Annotated in this window: 12 protein-coding genes; 3 read left to right on the top strand and 9 right to left on the bottom strand. The window is 46.3% G+C overall.

The annotated features are described in order from the left end of the window. The first annotated feature begins 77 nt into the window (after nt 1–77). The 3 genes from gatC (at nt 78) to gatB (ending at nt 3,638) form a co-directional block, all read left to right on the top strand. Nucleotides 78–380 carry an Asp-tRNA(Asn)/Glu-tRNA(Gln) amidotransferase subunit GatC gene (gatC, locus tag H8K52_RS02795; protein WP_186921217.1) on the top strand — a complete coding sequence of 101 codons (303 nt, stop codon included), beginning with the start codon at nt 78–80 and terminating at the stop codon, nt 378–380. Nucleotides 381–490: 110 nt separating this feature from the next. Continuing rightward, complete coding sequence (gatA, locus tag H8K52_RS02790) at nt 491–1,945, top strand: Asp-tRNA(Asn)/Glu-tRNA(Gln) amidotransferase subunit GatA (RefSeq protein WP_186921215.1); 1,455 nt, start codon at nt 491–493, stop codon at nt 1,943–1,945. A gap of 220 nt (nt 1,946–2,165) precedes the next feature. Continuing rightward, a complete protein-coding gene (gene gatB / locus H8K52_RS02785) occupies nt 2,166–3,638 on the top strand; it encodes an Asp-tRNA(Asn)/Glu-tRNA(Gln) amidotransferase subunit GatB (RefSeq protein WP_186921213.1) in 1,473 nt (490 codons plus the stop codon). Nucleotides 3,639–3,698: 60 nt separating this feature from the next. On the opposite strand, the gene H8K52_RS02780 is transcribed toward gatB, so the two are convergent. From H8K52_RS02780 to cysC, 9 genes are all read right to left on the bottom strand, one after another. Next, nucleotides 3,699–5,045 carry a TolC family outer membrane protein gene (locus H8K52_RS02780; protein WP_186921211.1) on the bottom strand — a complete coding sequence of 449 codons (1,347 nt, stop codon included), beginning with the start codon at nt 5,043–5,045 and terminating at the stop codon, nt 3,699–3,701. Between the two features lie 2 nt (nt 5,046–5,047). Then, nucleotides 5,048–6,403: an HlyD family type I secretion periplasmic adaptor subunit gene (locus H8K52_RS02775; protein ID WP_186921209.1), complete on the bottom strand. Its 1,356-nt coding sequence runs from the start codon at nt 6,401–6,403 to the stop codon at nt 5,048–5,050. After that, the gene (locus tag H8K52_RS02770) at nt 6,400–8,253 is read right to left on the bottom strand and encodes a type I secretion system permease/ATPase (RefSeq protein ID WP_186921207.1); all 1,854 of its coding nucleotides are present in this window, start codon (nt 8,251–8,253) and stop codon (nt 6,400–6,402) included. The genes H8K52_RS02775 and H8K52_RS02770 overlap by 4 nt, the downstream gene beginning before the upstream one ends. 317 nt (nt 8,254–8,570) lie before the next feature. Then, the gene (locus tag H8K52_RS02765) at nt 8,571–10,109 is read right to left on the bottom strand and encodes a class I SAM-dependent methyltransferase (RefSeq protein WP_186921205.1); all 1,539 of its coding nucleotides are present in this window, start codon (nt 10,107–10,109) and stop codon (nt 8,571–8,573) included. Between the two features lie 96 nt (nt 10,110–10,205). Next, nucleotides 10,206–11,435 (bottom strand): glycosyltransferase family 4 protein, encoded by a 1,230-nt coding sequence (locus tag H8K52_RS02760; RefSeq protein WP_186921203.1) that lies wholly within the window; start codon nt 11,433–11,435, stop codon nt 10,206–10,208. A gap of 56 nt (nt 11,436–11,491) precedes the next feature. Then, nucleotides 11,492–12,070: a hypothetical protein gene (locus H8K52_RS02755; protein WP_186921201.1), complete on the bottom strand. Its 579-nt coding sequence runs from the start codon at nt 12,068–12,070 to the stop codon at nt 11,492–11,494. Between the two features lie 801 nt (nt 12,071–12,871). Beyond that, the gene (locus H8K52_RS02750; protein WP_186921199.1) at nt 12,872–15,391 is read right to left on the bottom strand and encodes a WD40/YVTN/BNR-like repeat-containing protein; all 2,520 of its coding nucleotides are present in this window, start codon (nt 15,389–15,391) and stop codon (nt 12,872–12,874) included. A gap of 432 nt (nt 15,392–15,823) precedes the next feature. After that, a complete protein-coding gene (locus H8K52_RS02745; RefSeq protein ID WP_186921197.1) occupies nt 15,824–16,690 on the bottom strand; it encodes a sulfotransferase family protein in 867 nt (288 codons plus the stop codon). Nucleotides 16,691–16,764: 74 nt separating this feature from the next. Further along, nucleotides 16,765–17,283, bottom strand: coding sequence for an adenylyl-sulfate kinase (gene cysC / locus H8K52_RS02740; protein WP_186921196.1), 519 nt, complete (start codon nt 17,281–17,283; stop codon nt 16,765–16,767). Nucleotides 17,284–17,421 lie beyond the last annotated feature (138 nt).

Below are 17,421 nucleotides of genomic sequence, written 5' to 3'. Positions count from 1 at the left end.
CCCGGTCTCAGCTTCCGTTTTCAAGCAACATTTTTGTCATTAACCTAATTTTTGGCGCACCTTTAGCGTAATAAACCATGTCATTAGAATTAAACGATGTAAAACGTATCGCCAACTTGGCGCGACTCGAATTAACCGAAGCCGAAGCGACTAGCACATTGGAGAAACTCAATGGGTTTTTCGCAATCGCCGAACAATTAGAAGCGGTCGATACCACTGGCGTAGCGCCTTTGAGTCATCCAATTGCGACGGTCATGCCAGAGATTTTCTTACGCTTGCGTGAAGATAAAGTCACGGAAAGCAATCATCGCGAAGAATATCAACAGGTCGCACCAGCGACCCAAGACGGCCTCTACCTAGTACCAAAAGTCATAGAGTAGAGCGCCAAATTATCACCCCAGCAAACACTAGCAATTTTATGCATGTCTGCGATCAAGCGACACCCTCGCTGACATGATGCAACGACCACAAGAATACGCTGAGAAAATCCATGCACACGCACTCACTAAAACAACTCTCTACTCTGCTGCAGAGCAAACAAGTCTCCGCTACTGAACTAGCAACGCATTATTTGAATCGCATTGAGGCCAGCAATCTAAACGCCTTCACCCATGTCGATCGCGCATTGACTTTGGCGCAAGCTACTATCGCCGATCAACGATTGGCGCGAGGCGATACAACTGCACTGACCGGCATTCCCATTGCCCACAAAGATATTTTTGTAACGCGTGATTGGCGCTCTACGGCTGGCTCACGCATGTTAGAAAATTATGTCAGCCCATTTAATGCGACCGTGGTTGAATTATTTAATCAAGCAGGTACCGTCACTTTAGGCAAACTCAATTGCGATGAGTTCGCGATGGGTTCTGGCAATGAGAATTCGTATTTTGGCGCGGTCAAAAATCCTTGGGATATCACAGCTGTTCCGGGCGGCTCATCTGGCGGCTCTGCTGCTGCAATTGCCGCGCGTTTAGCGCCGGCAGCCACTGGTACTGATACAGGTGGCTCAATTCGTCAACCCGCTGCCTTCTGCGGCGTGACCGGCATCAAGCCAACTTACGGTAGCGTTTCACGTTTCGGCATGATTGCGTTTGCCTCTTCGCTCGATCAAGGCGGCCCGATTGCCCAAACTGCGGAAGACTGCAGCTGGCTGCTCAATGCGATGACGGGCTTTGATGAAAAAGATTCGACCAGCGTACAACGCGACAAAGAAGATTTTTCTCGCGATTTGCATCAAGACATTAAAGGCTTACGCATCGGTGTACCGCGTGAATTTTTTGGTGCAGGTTTAGCGAAAGACGTAGAACAAGCCGTCCGCGCCGCCTTAGCCGAATACGAAAAAATGGGTGCAGTCTTGGTCGATATTTCTCTGCCAAAAACAGAGTTATCAATTCCGGTGTATTACATCATCGCACCAGCCGAAGCCTCTTCTAATCTGAGTCGTTTTGACGGCGTACGTTACGGTCATCGTGCTGCTGAATACAAAGATCTAAATGACATGTATCGCAAGACGCGCACCGAAGGCTTTGGCGATGAAGTCAAGCGCCGCATTTTGACTGGCGCTTACGTTTTATCACACGGTTACTACGATGCTTATTATTTGCAAGCGCAAAAAATCCGCCGCTTAATCGCGCAAGATTTCCAAGCGGCGTTTGAACAATGCGATGTGATCATGGGGCCAGTTGCGCCGACTGTAGCGTGGGATCTTGGTGATAAATCCGATGATCCAGTCGCGAATTATTTGGCCGATATCTTCACCTTATCGACTAGCTTAGCAGGCTTACCTGGTATGTCGATTCCGTGTGGTTTTGGACAAGGCGAAAAAAATAGTAAGCGCCCTGTTGGTTTGCAAATCATCGGCAATTATTTTGCGGAAGCGAAGTTGCTCAATGTTGCGCACCAGTTTCAGCAAGCGACTGATTGGCATACTAAGGCGCCTAGATAAATATTTGAATTAAAAGCCCTTCTCCCGCAAACGGGAGAAGGGTTGGGATGAGGGACATTCAGCTACTATTACAATTTTTTGTTTGTAGCGTCGAATTTTAAAAACATCTAAAAATTGAACATTCTCTTATCTGAACCACCCTCACCCTAACCCTCTCCCGCTTGCGGGAGAGGGAATAAAAACTTAGGTACACCACGAACGTATTATTTAGGGATTCATTATGCAATGGGAAGTCGTTATCGGTTTTGAGACACACGCACAGCTCAAAACCAATTCAAAAATTTTCAGCGGTTCGTCTATCCAATTTGGCGCCGAGCCAAACACACAAGCCAGCCCAGTTGATCTGGCTTTGCCTGGCGTCTTGCCGGTGATGAATAAAGGCGCAGTAGAAAAAGCCATCCAATTTGGCCTAGCGGTTGGCGCGACCATCGCACCAGAATCCATCTTCGCGCGCAAAAATTATTTTTACCCTGATCTGCCTAAGGGCTATCAAATCAGCCAATTTGAAATCCCAGTCGTGCAAGGTGGCACGGTCACTTGCGTGGTTGAGAAAGATGGTAAATCGGAAGTTAAAGTCATCGAACTCACGCGCGCGCATCTAGAAGAAGATGCCGGCAAATCTCTACACGAAGACTATCAAGGCATGACCGGCATCGACCTCAATCGTGCTGGCACGCCGCTATTGGAAATCGTGACTGAGCCCGTGATGCGCAGCGCGGCCGAAGCGGTAGCGTATGCCAAAGCTTTGCATTCCTTAGTCATGTGGTTGGATATTTGCGATGGCAATATGCAAGAAGGTTCCTTCCGATGCGACGCCAATGTCTCCGTGCGTCCAGTCGGTCAAAAAGAATTTGGCACACGTTGTGAAATTAAGAATTTGAACTCCTTCCGTTTCCTCGAAGAAGCGATCAATATCGAAGTGCGTCGTCAAATCGAACTGATCGAAGACGGTGGCACAGTCATCCAAGAAACCCGTCTGTATGACCCAGATCGCAAAGAAACGCGCTCTATGCGTAGCAAAGAAGATTCACAAGATTATCGCTACTTCCCTGACCCTGATTTACCACCATTACGCATCAGCCGCGAATGGGTAGAGCAAGTTCGCAGCACCATGCCAGAACTGCCAACGGCTATGCGTGAACGCTTTATCGCGCAATTCGGCTTATCGGATTACGACGCGATGATCGTCACGCAATCAAAAGCGATGGCGGCATATTTTGAAGCGGCAATTGCGGCCTCCCCAGCAGGCGATAAGCCCGCGCAGGCCAAGCAAATCGCCAACTGGTTGATGGGCGATGTCTCCTCGACGCTGAATCGCGAAAGCATGGATATCACTAGCATCCCAGTCAATGCCGCGCAACTCGCTTTGTTATTGCAACGTATCACCGATGGCACCATCTCGAACAAGATCGCCAAAGAAGTGTTCGCCGCAATGTGGCAAACCCCTGCTGCGGATATCGATCTGGCCGATAAAGTCATCGATGCCAAAGGTCTGAAACAAATTTCCGATGTCGGCGCGCTGGAAAAAATCATCGATGACGTGATGGCTGCGAATCAGCAATCAGTCGATGAATATCGTGCAGGCAAGGAGAAGGCCTTTAATGCCTTAGTCGGCCAAGCGATGAAAGCGACCAAGGGCAAAGGCAATCCAGCGCAAGTTAACGAATTACTGAAGAAAAAATTGGCTGGATAAAAAAAGGGGCTTAGGTGTCAAACCTAAGCCCCTTTTTTCTTTGCTACGACGAACGCGAGTTTAGTTCGACGCAAACAATCCTGAAAGTGTATGCAAATCATCCAGATTGGCAACGCCAGCCGTGGCTTTCAATTTAATGAAACCAATCAAGTAGGAGTAACGAGCCTGCGCTAGATCGCGCTGCGCTGTGACTAATTGCTGTTGTGCATTCAAGAGATCCAAATTGATACGCACACCGCCCTTAATACTTTGCTTAGTCGCTTCCACCAATACCGTAGAGGATGCGACTGATTTTTGCAAAGCATCCATCTTCGCGACACTACTTTTCACCAGATTAAATTGCTTACGCAATTCGTTCATGACTTTGTTTCGTGTTCCATCGACTTCGGCTCTCGCCTTTTCTTTCTGAGCAACCGCCTGCTTAGAAACCGCATTCACATAGCCACCAGAATAAATAGGAATGACTAACTGTACGCCAAGACTACGAATATTATTGTCCTGCGTTTGCGTAGCAACAGTTTCAGACTTGCCGCGATTATAGTTGGCATTCAGATCTAGTCTTGGTGCATGTCCAGCGCGACTTTTCAAAATATCCTGATCGGCAATTTCCAAAGCCAATTGCGCGGCAGTCAGCTCGGCATTATTTTTTTCAGTCGTCGTTTTCCAGTATTCAAAATCACCCTGCAATAAGCCGCCAACATTAAAATTATCCTGCAATCCATCAAGCTGCGTTACTTCCGTGCCTACCAAGCTTGCTAGCGAATTTCTGGCATTAAAGAGATTATCGGTCGCCTCCAACACAAATGCCTCAGCAACATCTAATTTAGACTGGGTTTCCAGCATGTCGGTTTTGGTGCCTTCACCTTTTTGAAACAGCTTGTCATTGACCAACTTCTGTTCCAAATACGAGTCACGCTGTGCCTGATACAAACGCAACTGATCTTCGGCATATTTGGCATCGGCATAGGCTGTGATTACTCGCACCATTAAGTCTTTAGTACGGACATCAAACTGAGCATCACTCAATTTAGTTTGCGTCTGACCTTGTTTAAAACGTGCATAAGCATCCACGTTGAACAAGGTTTGGCGTATCGTTACACCTTTACTGGTGCTGCGGTAATCCAAATTAGATAACCTCTGACGCCCCAAACTATCTGGAACGATAGATTCACCCATATTATTCGCAGTGGAATAACTGTATTGCACTTGTGGCAAAAGCGCAGAGCGTCCGATCACGCGATACTCCTGACCACTTACGTTATCAGCAATTGCTGCACGATGTTGCGGATCATTTTTCAAGGCTGCCTGATAGGCTTGAATCAGGCTAATCGCATTAGCACTTCCTGCTAATCCCAACGCTAACATACACGCCGAAGAGATCATCGTTTTACGAAATAAGGCGTTCATGATCATTCCTCTTTCAGCGCACCAGTTGCACGATTCAAGACTGGCTTCAACAGATAATTCATCATCGTACGTTCACCCGTTTTCACCACCATCTCCACCGGCATACCTGGACGAACTTGTAAGTGCGCCAGCTTTTTGACACCTTCAGGAGATACCTCTGCCCGCACTTTGTAGTAAGGCATGCCTGAGCGCTCATCGACCGTACGATCTGCAGAGACATTGGTGACCACGCCTGGAATATGCGGTGTTGTCGCAGAATTAAAGGCGGAGAAAATTAACTCCACTGGTAATCCACTATGAATTTTATCCACCAAATTCACAGGCAATTGGCCTTCGATAATCAACGCGTCACCAACTGGTACCAATTCCATCAATTTGAATCCGGCTGGTACCACGGCACCAATCGTGAACACATTCATGCCAACAATCGTGCCATCAACCGGCGCTTTGACATCGACATTTTTGAAATCATATTCCAACGCCATCAAACGACTTTGCAGCGCTTCCGCTTCTTTTTGAACGTCAGACAACAATGTGCGAACTTCTTTTTGATAGTCTTGTTGACGCTGTGTTTTACGCAAAGTTAGTTCAGCAATCTGGCGCTTAGCCCGGCCAATATTACCAATGTCTTCGGAGATGCTGCCGTTCACCTGCGCATAAGTGCGCTCCAGATCGAGTAAGCGATTACGCGCAACATAGCCATCTTTGGACAATTCTCGCACGCTATCAAGCTGCTCTTTCAAGAAAACTTGCTGCTGCTTTTTACTCTGCATCGACTCTTCTAAGCCAGTCAACTGAAAATGCAAGCCCGCCACGGTTTCATCGGCGGCGCCCATCTCACTTTGCAAGGACATACGGCGTGAATTGAATAACTGCTGTTGCAACATGATGTTGTTGGCCACTTGCGGAATTGCCTTCGCTTCCAACAATGCTGGCGGGAATACAATATCTTTGGCATTTTCACGCTCCGACAAAAGGCGTGCCTCTGTAGCCTTTGCGGAATAGAACTGCGTTTTAGCGATATCCAGAGCGGATTTTACCTGTACACTATTCATCTGCAACAAGACCTGCCCAGCTTTGACCTTGTCGCCATCTTTAACCAAGATACTGTCTACAGTTCCACCGGATTGATATTGAATCACTTTACGGTTGGTCGCGACAGCCACCGTACCCGGCAGCGGTACGCCTTGATCTAGCGGTGCGAGCATGGCCCACAAGACGAAGCCACCAAAACCTAACAAGACAATCAACCAGCCCAAACGTGCATACGAGTTGGCATCTGTGTTTAATTCTATGGTTTCGACATTAGTCACGGCGACATCGGTGACATCTTTTTTCTGTAATGCTAAATTTTTCATTTTGCGTCCTCTTCCTGCGCTGCCGCTTCGATTCTTGCCTGCGTATCAGCTGGTGCTTCATTCGCAGGATTTGCCGACGGTGCCGCCGGCGCTGCTGGTGCTTGCGCTGCAGAAGGTTTTCCTGCTGCTTGTTGACTTGCGATCGCTTGTTGTTGTGCTTGCTGCTGCGCTTGCGCTAAGGCTTGCAAAACTTGATCACGTGGACCAAAAGCCTGCGCCACACCATCACGCAACAACAATAATTTGTTCGTAATGCCCAGTACCGATTGGCGATGCGTCACCAAGATAATGGTCTTACCACGTTGACGTAAATCATTTAAAGCCGCAACCAAGGCTTGTTCACCGACATCATCCAAATTCGAGTTAGGCTCATCCAATACCAACATCGATGGATCGTCATACATGGCTCGAGCCAAACCGATACGCTGCTTTTGCCCACCCGACAAGCCTGCACCACCATCGCCTAATAAAGTGTCATAGCCTTTAGGGAAATGCAAAATCAAATCATGCACACCAGCACGCTTAGCGGCCATGATGACTTTTTCAGAATCCACTTCGCCAAAACGCCCGATGTTTTCTGCCACTGTGCCACCGAATAATTCAATGTCCTGCGGCAGATAACCAATGTGAGGTCCTAGCTGATCTTTATTCCATTGATAAATATCCGCACCATCTAAGCGCACTTTACCAACCGCAGCAGGCCAAACACCGACCAACAAGCGTGCCAAAGTCGATTTACCTGAACCAGAAGGTCCAATCACACCCAATACATCGCCTGGCGTTAAACCGAAAGTCAGATTTTTCAATACCGCTACAGTAGATCCCGGTGGCGCTGCAGTCACGGCTTCAACGGACACATGCCCTTGCGGCTTTGGTAATTCCATGCCGGCTTCACGTACTGGATTATTTGACAGTAAGTCATTCAAACGCTCATACGCGCTCTTCACCGAACTCCATTGTTTCCACACACCGATCAATTGATCGATAGGACCAGTCGCCTTGCCCAGCAAGATCGAACCGGCAATCATCATCCCTGGCGTCATTTTATTTTCGATAACTAGTAAGGCACCGAAACCTAACACCAGAGATTGCACCGAAACACGGACGAACTTACTAGCGGCAGTGACCATGCCAGATTTTTCACTCGCTTCAGCCTGCAAATTCAGAAATTTGGCGTGTAATTTATACCAACGTCCCATCAAATTAGGCAACATACCCATGGCTTCAATGACTTCGGCATTACGCAAATTGTTCGTTGCCAAATTACTCGACATAATTGCCATTGTGTTTGCCTCAGCCAATGGTTTCTTCGATACTTGCTCATTCACATAAGCGAGAATAACCATGACAATCACGGCCACCAGAGCGAATAAGCCAAGGTAGACATCAAACATGAAAATCACTGCTAAATAAATCGGAAACCACGGCGCATCGAAGAATGCGAACAAGCCATTGCCAGTCAAGAATTGACGAATTTGCGTCAAATCTTGCAGCGCTTGCCCAGCATTGCCGCCGCCGCGCTTTAAATTTTGCTCAAAAGCTGCGGTATAAATACGCTTATTCATCTGCATATCAAGCTTTGCACCGAGTCGAATCAACACAAAACTACGGATAAACTCTAAAGCGCTCATCAAGCCGTATGCACCCAACATCAGCAAGGTCAGCATGACCAAAGTCATCTCATTACGACTTTGCAATACTCGGTCATAGACCTGGAGCATGTACAAAGACGGCACCAACATTAGCAAGTTAATAATCGCACTAAAAACACCAATGGTTTTGAAAGTGCCTTTGAAAGTCGTCAGGATATCGACGAGTTCATTTTTTGGGAGTTGAAATTTAGATTTCATAGTTCATTTCTGCACACAGATGTGTGCGCTTGTCGCGTCTTTCGAAAAAAAGTCAAAAGTACCGAAGGTCTAATTTCGCAGAGAAAATTAAAAAGTTCCGCATTATCCACGCTAGCCATCATTAAAAATGTGACGTACATCACATTTTTAATGATACTACCTTTGCTTCTTGAAATCTACAATTTATTTTCTGCCGGATGAAATTAGGCGTTTGATGCGTCCTCTGTCGAGGAAAATTGGAAGTTGCAGCGGTGAGTGCGGGACTAGCAATGGATTGCCGAGGAAGCAATCCATCGCTTTCAAACAGGAACGACCGCTTATTTCACGACTTTGAGTGCCTGTAAGACCGGTAACTTATTGGCGGCGAACTTGATCGCTAACACCGCTAACTCAGTCAAATTCTCTTCCCGGGTTTCCAAGTTTTTGCCGTCTTTAAGCAAGATTTGCTTATTCGACTCCAAGACTTTCCAGGCGAATTCTATCCATTCGTCTTGGCTATGTAACTGCATCTGTCGAGCAGCCAAAAATAACATTTCTACTCGATCAATGAGCATCGCAGCGCCTGTTACCGGACTCGCCAGATAACGGTAGTCGATATTGCCTCGAACTTGCTGCAATATGTGTGTATTTAATTTTTCACATGCAAGTTGCGCCTTCAACATACGCTCATCACTCTGCACTAGAGACAAATACCCCATGCCAATCAAGGCCAACGCTACCTTCATGACATAAGATAAATCGAGTCCTTGAGCCGCCACCGCTTGTTCAACCTCAGCAAGCGACCTGATGCGGTAGTCGGCCAGATAATTGACGATAGGCTCATAAATCTTATCGCCGACATTAAAACTACCACGACTCCCCTTGAGTTGATATTTAACATCCGCTGGTGCCACCGTCAGCATGACTCGCTGCGCACGAATCGCCTCAGCCCTATCTCTAGAACCAAGTTGACGCGCGCCCTTGATCCAAATATCACGCCGGAACTGTTGATTGGTCATGAAATCTCGCGTGCTTTCACGAAACACTTTATCCTCGATTTCAGCTAAAAAATTCTGCTGCTGGGTCGTCAGATTCACTTCATCAATGTGCTCGTTGTAATGTGCAGAGCAGGCAAAATCAAGCTTGGCAGGCGACAACCATTGATGCATATCGCCAAAATGCATGGGCTCCCAATCTAAATTGAAATACTCATGAGCGATGTATTGACGATTTTGTCCTTTGATTCTCTCTAATTTTTGCGCCACCTGTGGATTGGCGAGTAAAAAAGCTGGCTTGGTCGCGAGCAAACGCTCAGCAAAATCAATTGCACCGTCGATCTTGCCAACAATGCCTTGACCGTTGGCGCCCATCACGTCCGCATGCTGGGTTAACAAATGTCGCATAGGTGCAAAGGCACTCCAGCCCGGTTGGGTGTTATAGCTAATGTAAAGTTGCCCGCCGACCTTGAGTTTTCTACGGACAAAATCGACGATGATCGCGCGATTATCATCATTAATCCAACTCCAAATCCCATGCAAGCCTATGCTATCAAATTGTGGCAAGTCGGTTCTTTGTGCAAACTCAGCAAAACTATCGTCGCTCAGATGCACATCAGCACCAGACACAGCTGCCAATTCTTGTGCAAAACTCACCTGCGATGGATTAAAGTCAGTGCCATACCAACAATCGCCAGAAGCAGCGGCATGCATGTTGATACTCATCCCCTGCCCGAATCCCAATTCGCAATGCGTACCCTGCTGGGGCAGTGCATTACCCTTGTAAAGCAAAGCAAGATTCGCCCGAATTGGACTTAATTCTGAGTAATATCCATAGGTATAGCCGATATCTGCTACATAGCCTTGTGTCCACGAACTCATGCGTTCTTCCTTTTTTTCAAATAGCTGTTCAAATCAAGAGATGCTACACCGAGGTGAGCGTCACGAAAACGACGGAAATGCAAAAACTATAAGATATTACAAGAGAGAGCCAACCCACGCCAGTTGTTGTGGCAAACACCTGGTTTTTAGGTCATAGCGTTGACGGGCAAACTCCCTAGCATTCTGACCTAGTAGGGCACGCCTGGCCGGATCATTGAGTAAAGCAATCGCTTGTTGAGCCAAGGCATCCACATCAAAAAAATCGACTAAACAGCCGTTTACCCCATCCGAAATCACTTCACGCAAAGGTGCCGTATCGCTGGCGAGAACTGCACATGCCGCGCTCATCGACTCGAGCAGGCTCCAAGACAACACAAAAGGATAGGTTAGATATACATGCAAACTAGAAACTTGTAACAAGCTGACAAACCGGGGATAAGAAATCTTACCAACAAAATGGATGCGTGCCATTTGCTCGGGACTAAGTTTTGGACGCAATTCATCTAAGAATATTTGTTTCCAGTTTCTACCATCGCTAGGCTTGGCACCATAACTGACATCATCACCACCAACGATCACCACATTAGCCTGAGGTCTTGCTTGCAAAATTTGCGGTAAGGCCCGCATGAAAATATGATATCCCCGATAAGGTTCTAAATTCCGGTTCACAAAAGTAATCACTTCATCACTTTTACACAAACTAGAGCCATCACCTATGTCAAAGGATGCAGTCTCATTTGGGCATACCAAGTCAGTGTCGATCCCATCATGAATGACACTGATTTTGTCTCGGAAATGTGCGGGGAAAGTGCTTTGCTGCCAATAAGTAGGAGAAATACCCGCATCGGCGATTTCAAAGTGCAGATAGTTATTATTATTTTTTAGAGTTAAACGACATGCGTCTTCCAGCGAGCGACTTGGGAACTCGGGATCAAAACCCATGTCCTGCCCTTCTGCGCTATAAAAAAACTCACAGTAAATCGCTAACTTAGTATTCGGCCAGACTTGTTTGACAAACAAACTCTCACCCCAGCCTGGGTGGGCAATGATTACATCAGGCTCATAAGCTGCTGCCTTTAACTCCATCAGCTTATGAAACATCGCCTCTGCACGTATGGTCTTGGTTTCCATGTCGATCAACCAAGGATGAATATTCGGTGTCGAGCGACGTTTCGGATAGTAAGTGTGTAGCGTCAAATGTGGTGGCGCATTTACCGGTGTTGGCGACATCACGGTTGCAGCAATCTGATGCCCTTGCTGAATCAACGCGGGCACTAAATGCCTAAACTGACCGGGGAAATTTTGGTGAATAAAAAGAATTTTCATGGTTTTTTCTAAGGATTTCCTGCGCGCTCAACCTCATTGAACAACTTCACATTAATTTATTGACCGTTGTAGATGACCACATCGCCAGGTCCGACATTGGCACGATCATAATAAACCGTGTACCACACTGGATTAGGGCCACATAATGCAGGTGCCACAACACCGGGCACCGTATGCTGTGACACCACATTCATCCCTATACGGTAAATCAAATGGCCTTCATAGATTTGTCCGACGCCATTTTCGTCTTGATATACGGCATACGACCCGGTTGACCCGTAGCCAGCCAAGCCACCACCAGTCACTCGGCAAACCGCCCGCGTCATGGGATGAAAACGATTATCGTAAGGAATACCCGTACCTTTCCAGCGTAAATTGGTAGGCTGGCCTTTATTAGGCCCCTCATCAATCAAAATCGAAGCAGCAGCAGGCTCCGCTAGCAAAGCCTGAAACACTGCTGAGACATTCCAACTAGTTTCTGAGGTCTGCTTTAAGGTAACAGGATCAATTACGCGGGCAGATTTTTGTCCGTCGCCCCAAGTCATTTTCCAATTAGCGCCGGTACCAGAAGGCAAGGTAGGATCAGGGGCAACATTAGCGGGACCGCTACTGGCGCCACCGCAGGCGGTCAACATAAGGCATATCAATACTAGACATATTTTTTTCATTGCTACTGTCTTTCTCTTTACATAAGTCTGCTACGAGATTTATTTGAATCCCATACATGCCACTGCGTTGGGATCGTCAGGCTTTGTAGAATTTACGTCATTTTTCATCGACACGGCGGCTACGCTTCCCAAAGCATCCTTAAATTTTCGCTTTATTTCATGTCGAGGTTCAGATTTACAGCCCGGCGACATCAATTCTTCAGTTTTTTCAATCAGCGATCGACTATAGAAATCTTCCCTCACAGCTTCCACGTAGCGCTTGTAACTCTTTTCAGAAATTCCGGTAGCGATCTCAAAGAACTGCTATTAAAAGGTATACATCAAAAGTAAATCCCCCATAAAGCCAAGCTTTATGGGGGATTTGAAGCAATTCAACCAACTTTAAATATTCAAGAGCTGATCAAACTCCAAAATTCCTGTCCCATCTATGCATACCAGAGCCAAAATCTGGATTCCATACTTAAGATAATAACATCGTACCCAGGCTTATGATACAAACCGACATGAAACTGCTATGAAAAAATAGATGGGCATTTACTTTCGTTTACCAACATCGCATTCGCGATGAACTTGCAGGCTTTAATGGAAACTGCCCTGACTTAAAGACTGGAAATGGTTTTTTTAAAAATCGCTGTTTTTCAGCATCGTTAAAAATTCGCCGCAATTCAAAATCTGTTTGCGGAAATGAAAACAAAAAAACCCGCTAAATTAGCGGGTTTTTTTGATGTCGGACAAACCTCGTCCAGACATACGAAGCTAAGACAAATATTACTTATTCATTTGCCAGAAGCCGCGACCAAATGTAGAAACGCGCAACAGTTTTGCATCTGGTGAAGTATAAATATCAGTCACTTCAACCAATGGCATACCACTACCGAAACGCGCCCAGCTTGTGCCGCCATCAACAGAGCGATAGATACCTAAAGTTGTACCAGTGTACACAATATTGTTATTGGTTGGATCAACCTTCACAGTGTTAATTGGTACACCTGCTGGCAAGCCAGACTCAATCGCTGTCCAGCTCACGCCACCATTAATCGATTTCCAGATATGGCTACGTGTTGCATCAGCAGCGACTGAAGTTACATAGATCACCGTTGGGTTCGTTGGGTCAAATTCCAACTTACTCAAAGAAGAACCACTGTTTGGCAAAGAACCAGCTTGCTTCCAGCTAGCGCCGCCATTTTGCGTCAAGAATACACGGCTACCGTTCGCAACGATACCCATGACATTGACATTGCTCTTAGCTACACCAACACCGCGAATAAACAAACCAGTTGCTGGCAAGCCAGTTGCGCCAACTGCCGTCCAGCTACTACCAAAATTGACTGACTTATAGGCTCTTGTGTTAGTCCATGTGAACACGGTATCAGCGTTTGAAGGACCTTCCCAGTATGTAATGCCCGTGTTAAATGGAGCTGTGTTAGGGTTATTCGTACCAGTAATACCTGTCGTCGCAGAGCTGAACAATACGCCGCCATTAGTACTCTTCTGAATACGTGTGTAATACAAAGAACCCAACATCAAATTCGGATTAGTACGGTGTACCAAAGAACCGAAACCATCACCACCGATGTATTGGTTGTATGTCAAAGTTGAACCCGCACGAACACGTGTACCGTTATCTTGGAAGCCACCAATAACAGCATTTTCACTCGCAGGCGAAGAACCAACGCTGTAAATCAAGTGTGTAGACAAACCAATGTTCAAAGCATCAGTAAATGTCGCACCACCATCAGTTGACTTAAACAAGCCACCATCAGTACCGAAAATCATCGTGGAGCCTTCGATTGCAGCGCCATGGAAATCAGCGTGAACGTATGGCAAGTTAAAGCGACCTAACCAGTTTGTGATCGGTGTGAAGCTTTGACCACCATCTGTTGTTTTGATTGCTGCCAAATTACCGCCGAAATACACAATATTTTCGTTAAGTGGATCCACTTTGATCATCTGGTTGTACCAGCTTTGACCACCCAACATACCGTACATATTGCTGGCTTCCAGGTTGATCACGTTGTATGGTTTGTCGCCAGCACGCAAACGTGTCCAAGAAACACCACCATTAGTCGATTTCAAAATATCTGCCAAATCAGTCTCACTGGCAGCTGGTGTCGCAGCCATTGCATACACGATATTTGGGTTGCTTGGTGCAGCAGCCAAGGTTGAGCGGCCAATACCACTCGTTTCTGGGGCCAGACAACGTCCTGCGTTCAATGCATCGCAACCATTTACACTGAAGAACTTAGCTTTGGTCCAGAATGCGCCGTTATTTGTTGTCACAAATACCTGACCATCATCATTCGCAGCGCCAGCAGCAACTGAGACAGCGAAGTTTGTACCGCCAGTCCAAACAATAGACCAGACAAATGGTGCAGCACCATAGCCTGTTGACAAGCTAACTTGCGTCCATGAATTACCACGATTCACAGAGCGGAACAAGCCTTTGTTCGTCGCAGCTAACACGATATTGCTATTAGTAGGCGCAACGGAAATTGCCTTCACTACAGTCGAAGTACCGAGGAAAACTGGCGCACTCCAAGTAGCACCGCCGTCGTTAGACTTAACAACACCAACGCCAGTACCATCAAATGCATCGCCCAAACCTAAAAAGATCGTGTCGCGATTGTTTGGATCAACAGCCATAGAGCCGATAGACAAAGAACCCAAACTTTCCGTCAATGGCGTCCAGTTAGCGCCGCCATTTGTTGTTTTCCACAGACCGCCGCCAGAGAATGCCGCCAAAATGTCATTGTGGTTATCTGGGTTGATCGAGATGCCAGTCACACGACCCGCATCGCTTTTTGCCAAGATAACGCCATTTTTAGCAACGTCTGCTTTATTTGGACCGATATTGACCCAAGCATTTGCACTTGACGCTGCTTGGATGATCGCTGCTTGTGATTCGCTTGCTGCGCTCAATTTTACGTTAGGCAATGCTGTCGCTTTGCTTGTGACGCTTGGGATCATTGAACCCCACTTAGCGCGCTCTAATTGTGCTGCTTCCAACATTTTTTTGCGGAATTCTAACGGCAATGAGCCACCCATTGCTTTTGCTTGCTGCGCATCAACGGCAACACCTTCTTGGCGCCATTCTGCTTTCCAGCGAGCACGCTCGGTAGGACGATCAACTTCTTGCCCAATTGCAATTTGTGCATTTGCAATGGAAGCAAACGCGGTGACGCCCACGGATAAACCGAATGCCGAAGCCAGCAAGCGCTTAATCCATGTGCTATTTGCAAGTTTTGACGACTTAGCGCTCATCTTCTTGCCAGTTTTTTTTGCATTCATGTTTAAAGTCCTTATTTTTAATATTTTTTGCAACACAATTTAATTCGTTTTGCGATGCAATCAGCGGTTACCACACCAACTTTTTCATTCACAGCAGCCCTGAATTGAACTAATCAAGGTAAATCTGCGGCGAACTATTGTAGTCTTATTCACAAATTAATTAAATAAAAATATTCTCGACATATCGAACATCGAGAAGCACATCATATTAAACGATTGGAATTCACTTAGGTTAGCTTCCAACAAATACACAACAAAGATTTTGCGCAAAATAGGCAAATAAAGAAAAATAAATTTCATTTCATTTAAATTTTCTAAATGAGTAGATTTACTGCCCTCAAATTTGCTTAAATTTTATTGCCAATCGGCAATCTTCTGTACTTTTTATCCCAAATTAACAAGAAAAGTACAGACGATCAAGGCAATGTCTTATTACTTTTCCGCAGCATTCGCTTGCGCTTGTTCCGGCACAATCGGCTGCGCCGCGATCACACTGCAACGACTATTGGTTCTATCGTTCCAGAACGACATTTTGCTGAATCTTTCAAAAATATCTGGCGGCAAAATACTGGCGCGCTTTTGAAATCCGACTTTTGGGCGAATTTTGTGCATGCCATGGATTCCCAATGGCGCGTCAAACTCCGGCGCATCATATTCAAGGTGGTCAAAATCATGCTCAAACTCCGGCTCACCTAGGAATTGGTAGATCAACGGCATAATTTTGTCAGGAACTTGTGCCAACAAATCATAATCAAGAATCAAGAGAGAATTAGAGTTTTCTCCGTAAAAGGCTTCTTTCAAGGCAGTCCACGGATAGCCAACCATGCGATTACCCTTGGATAAAGTTTCAACGCGGTTATACACGGTGCTGCGCTCTTCCGGGTTATTAAACAAGCGTGTTGTTTCATAAGGATTTTCACGATAGCGACGTTCCAAGCTGTCCATAATCCACGCGACATTACGTACGCAGGCGATAAATTTCGCTTCGGGGAATTGCTTCAACAGCAAAGGCATATGTGCGGACCACATACGATTGGTATCGAAAATGACGTCTTTATCCGCTTTATCCGAATAGTAAGAATGAAACATACCCGTCGCCAAACGCTGACGCTGCTCAGTGCTGACGACACCACCAAATTCGCTTCCAGCGCCCAATTGATTAATCATCCCAGTCATGAGCGTACCAACCGGGCTTGTCATACTGGCGTGAAAACGCGGATTTTGCAGCAATATTGCTGATAGTAAAGTAGAACCCGAACGTGGCAGGCCAGTGATAAAGTGAAATTTAGGATGCGTCATATCGAATCTTTTAAGTTGTAAATAGTGGATGTTCTAACACCAGTGGCAACTGATGTACTGCATTAACTACAGAATCATTTTGCCATTGAGTCCAGTAATATCTGCACTCCCTGGTCCAGAGAAACTTGCGCCGTATTAATCACCAGATCTGGTTCAACTGGTGCTTCATAAGGCGCCTGCACTCCCGTTAATTGCAAACTGGTTTCTTTGCGTGCTTTTGCGTATAAGCCTTTGACATCACGTTCCTGACAAACATCGAGTGGCGTCGAAACATACACTTCCAACATACGTTCACTGCCGATGATTTGCCGTGCTCTGGACCGAGAGCTTAGTGTTGGTGAAATCAAAGCAACGACCACAAAAATGCCGTTGGCATTGAGGGTTTTCGCGATTTCCGCAACACGTCGGCATTGTTCCTCTCTATCCTCGGCACTAAATCCCAAATCCTTGGATAGCCCCAAACGCAATTCGTCACCATCGAGCACACAGACCGCATGCTGAGACTGTCTTAAATTTGATGCCAGTGCCTGCGCCAAGGTCGATTTCCCCGCGCCTGACAATCCGGTCAACCACCATGTCATTGTTTGATTCATGTTTCTTTCGCGTAGCTAAGCATTATTTGAGCAACTGACCGAAGTAACTATCTGCGACAAGGTATTCGCTCAAAATTTCTCTGAAATTAAATAGCCCAAAATCATATCACACGAGGAATCTCAAACTCGCCATTCTGC

The organism is Affinundibacterium seohonense (assembly GCF_014284305.1).
GTDB classification, from domain to species: Bacteria; Pseudomonadota; Gammaproteobacteria; order Burkholderiales; family Burkholderiaceae_D; genus Undibacterium; species Undibacterium seohonense.
The sequence above is the reverse complement of the archived record's forward strand: the minus strand, read 5'-3'. Positions and strand labels throughout refer to the sequence as shown.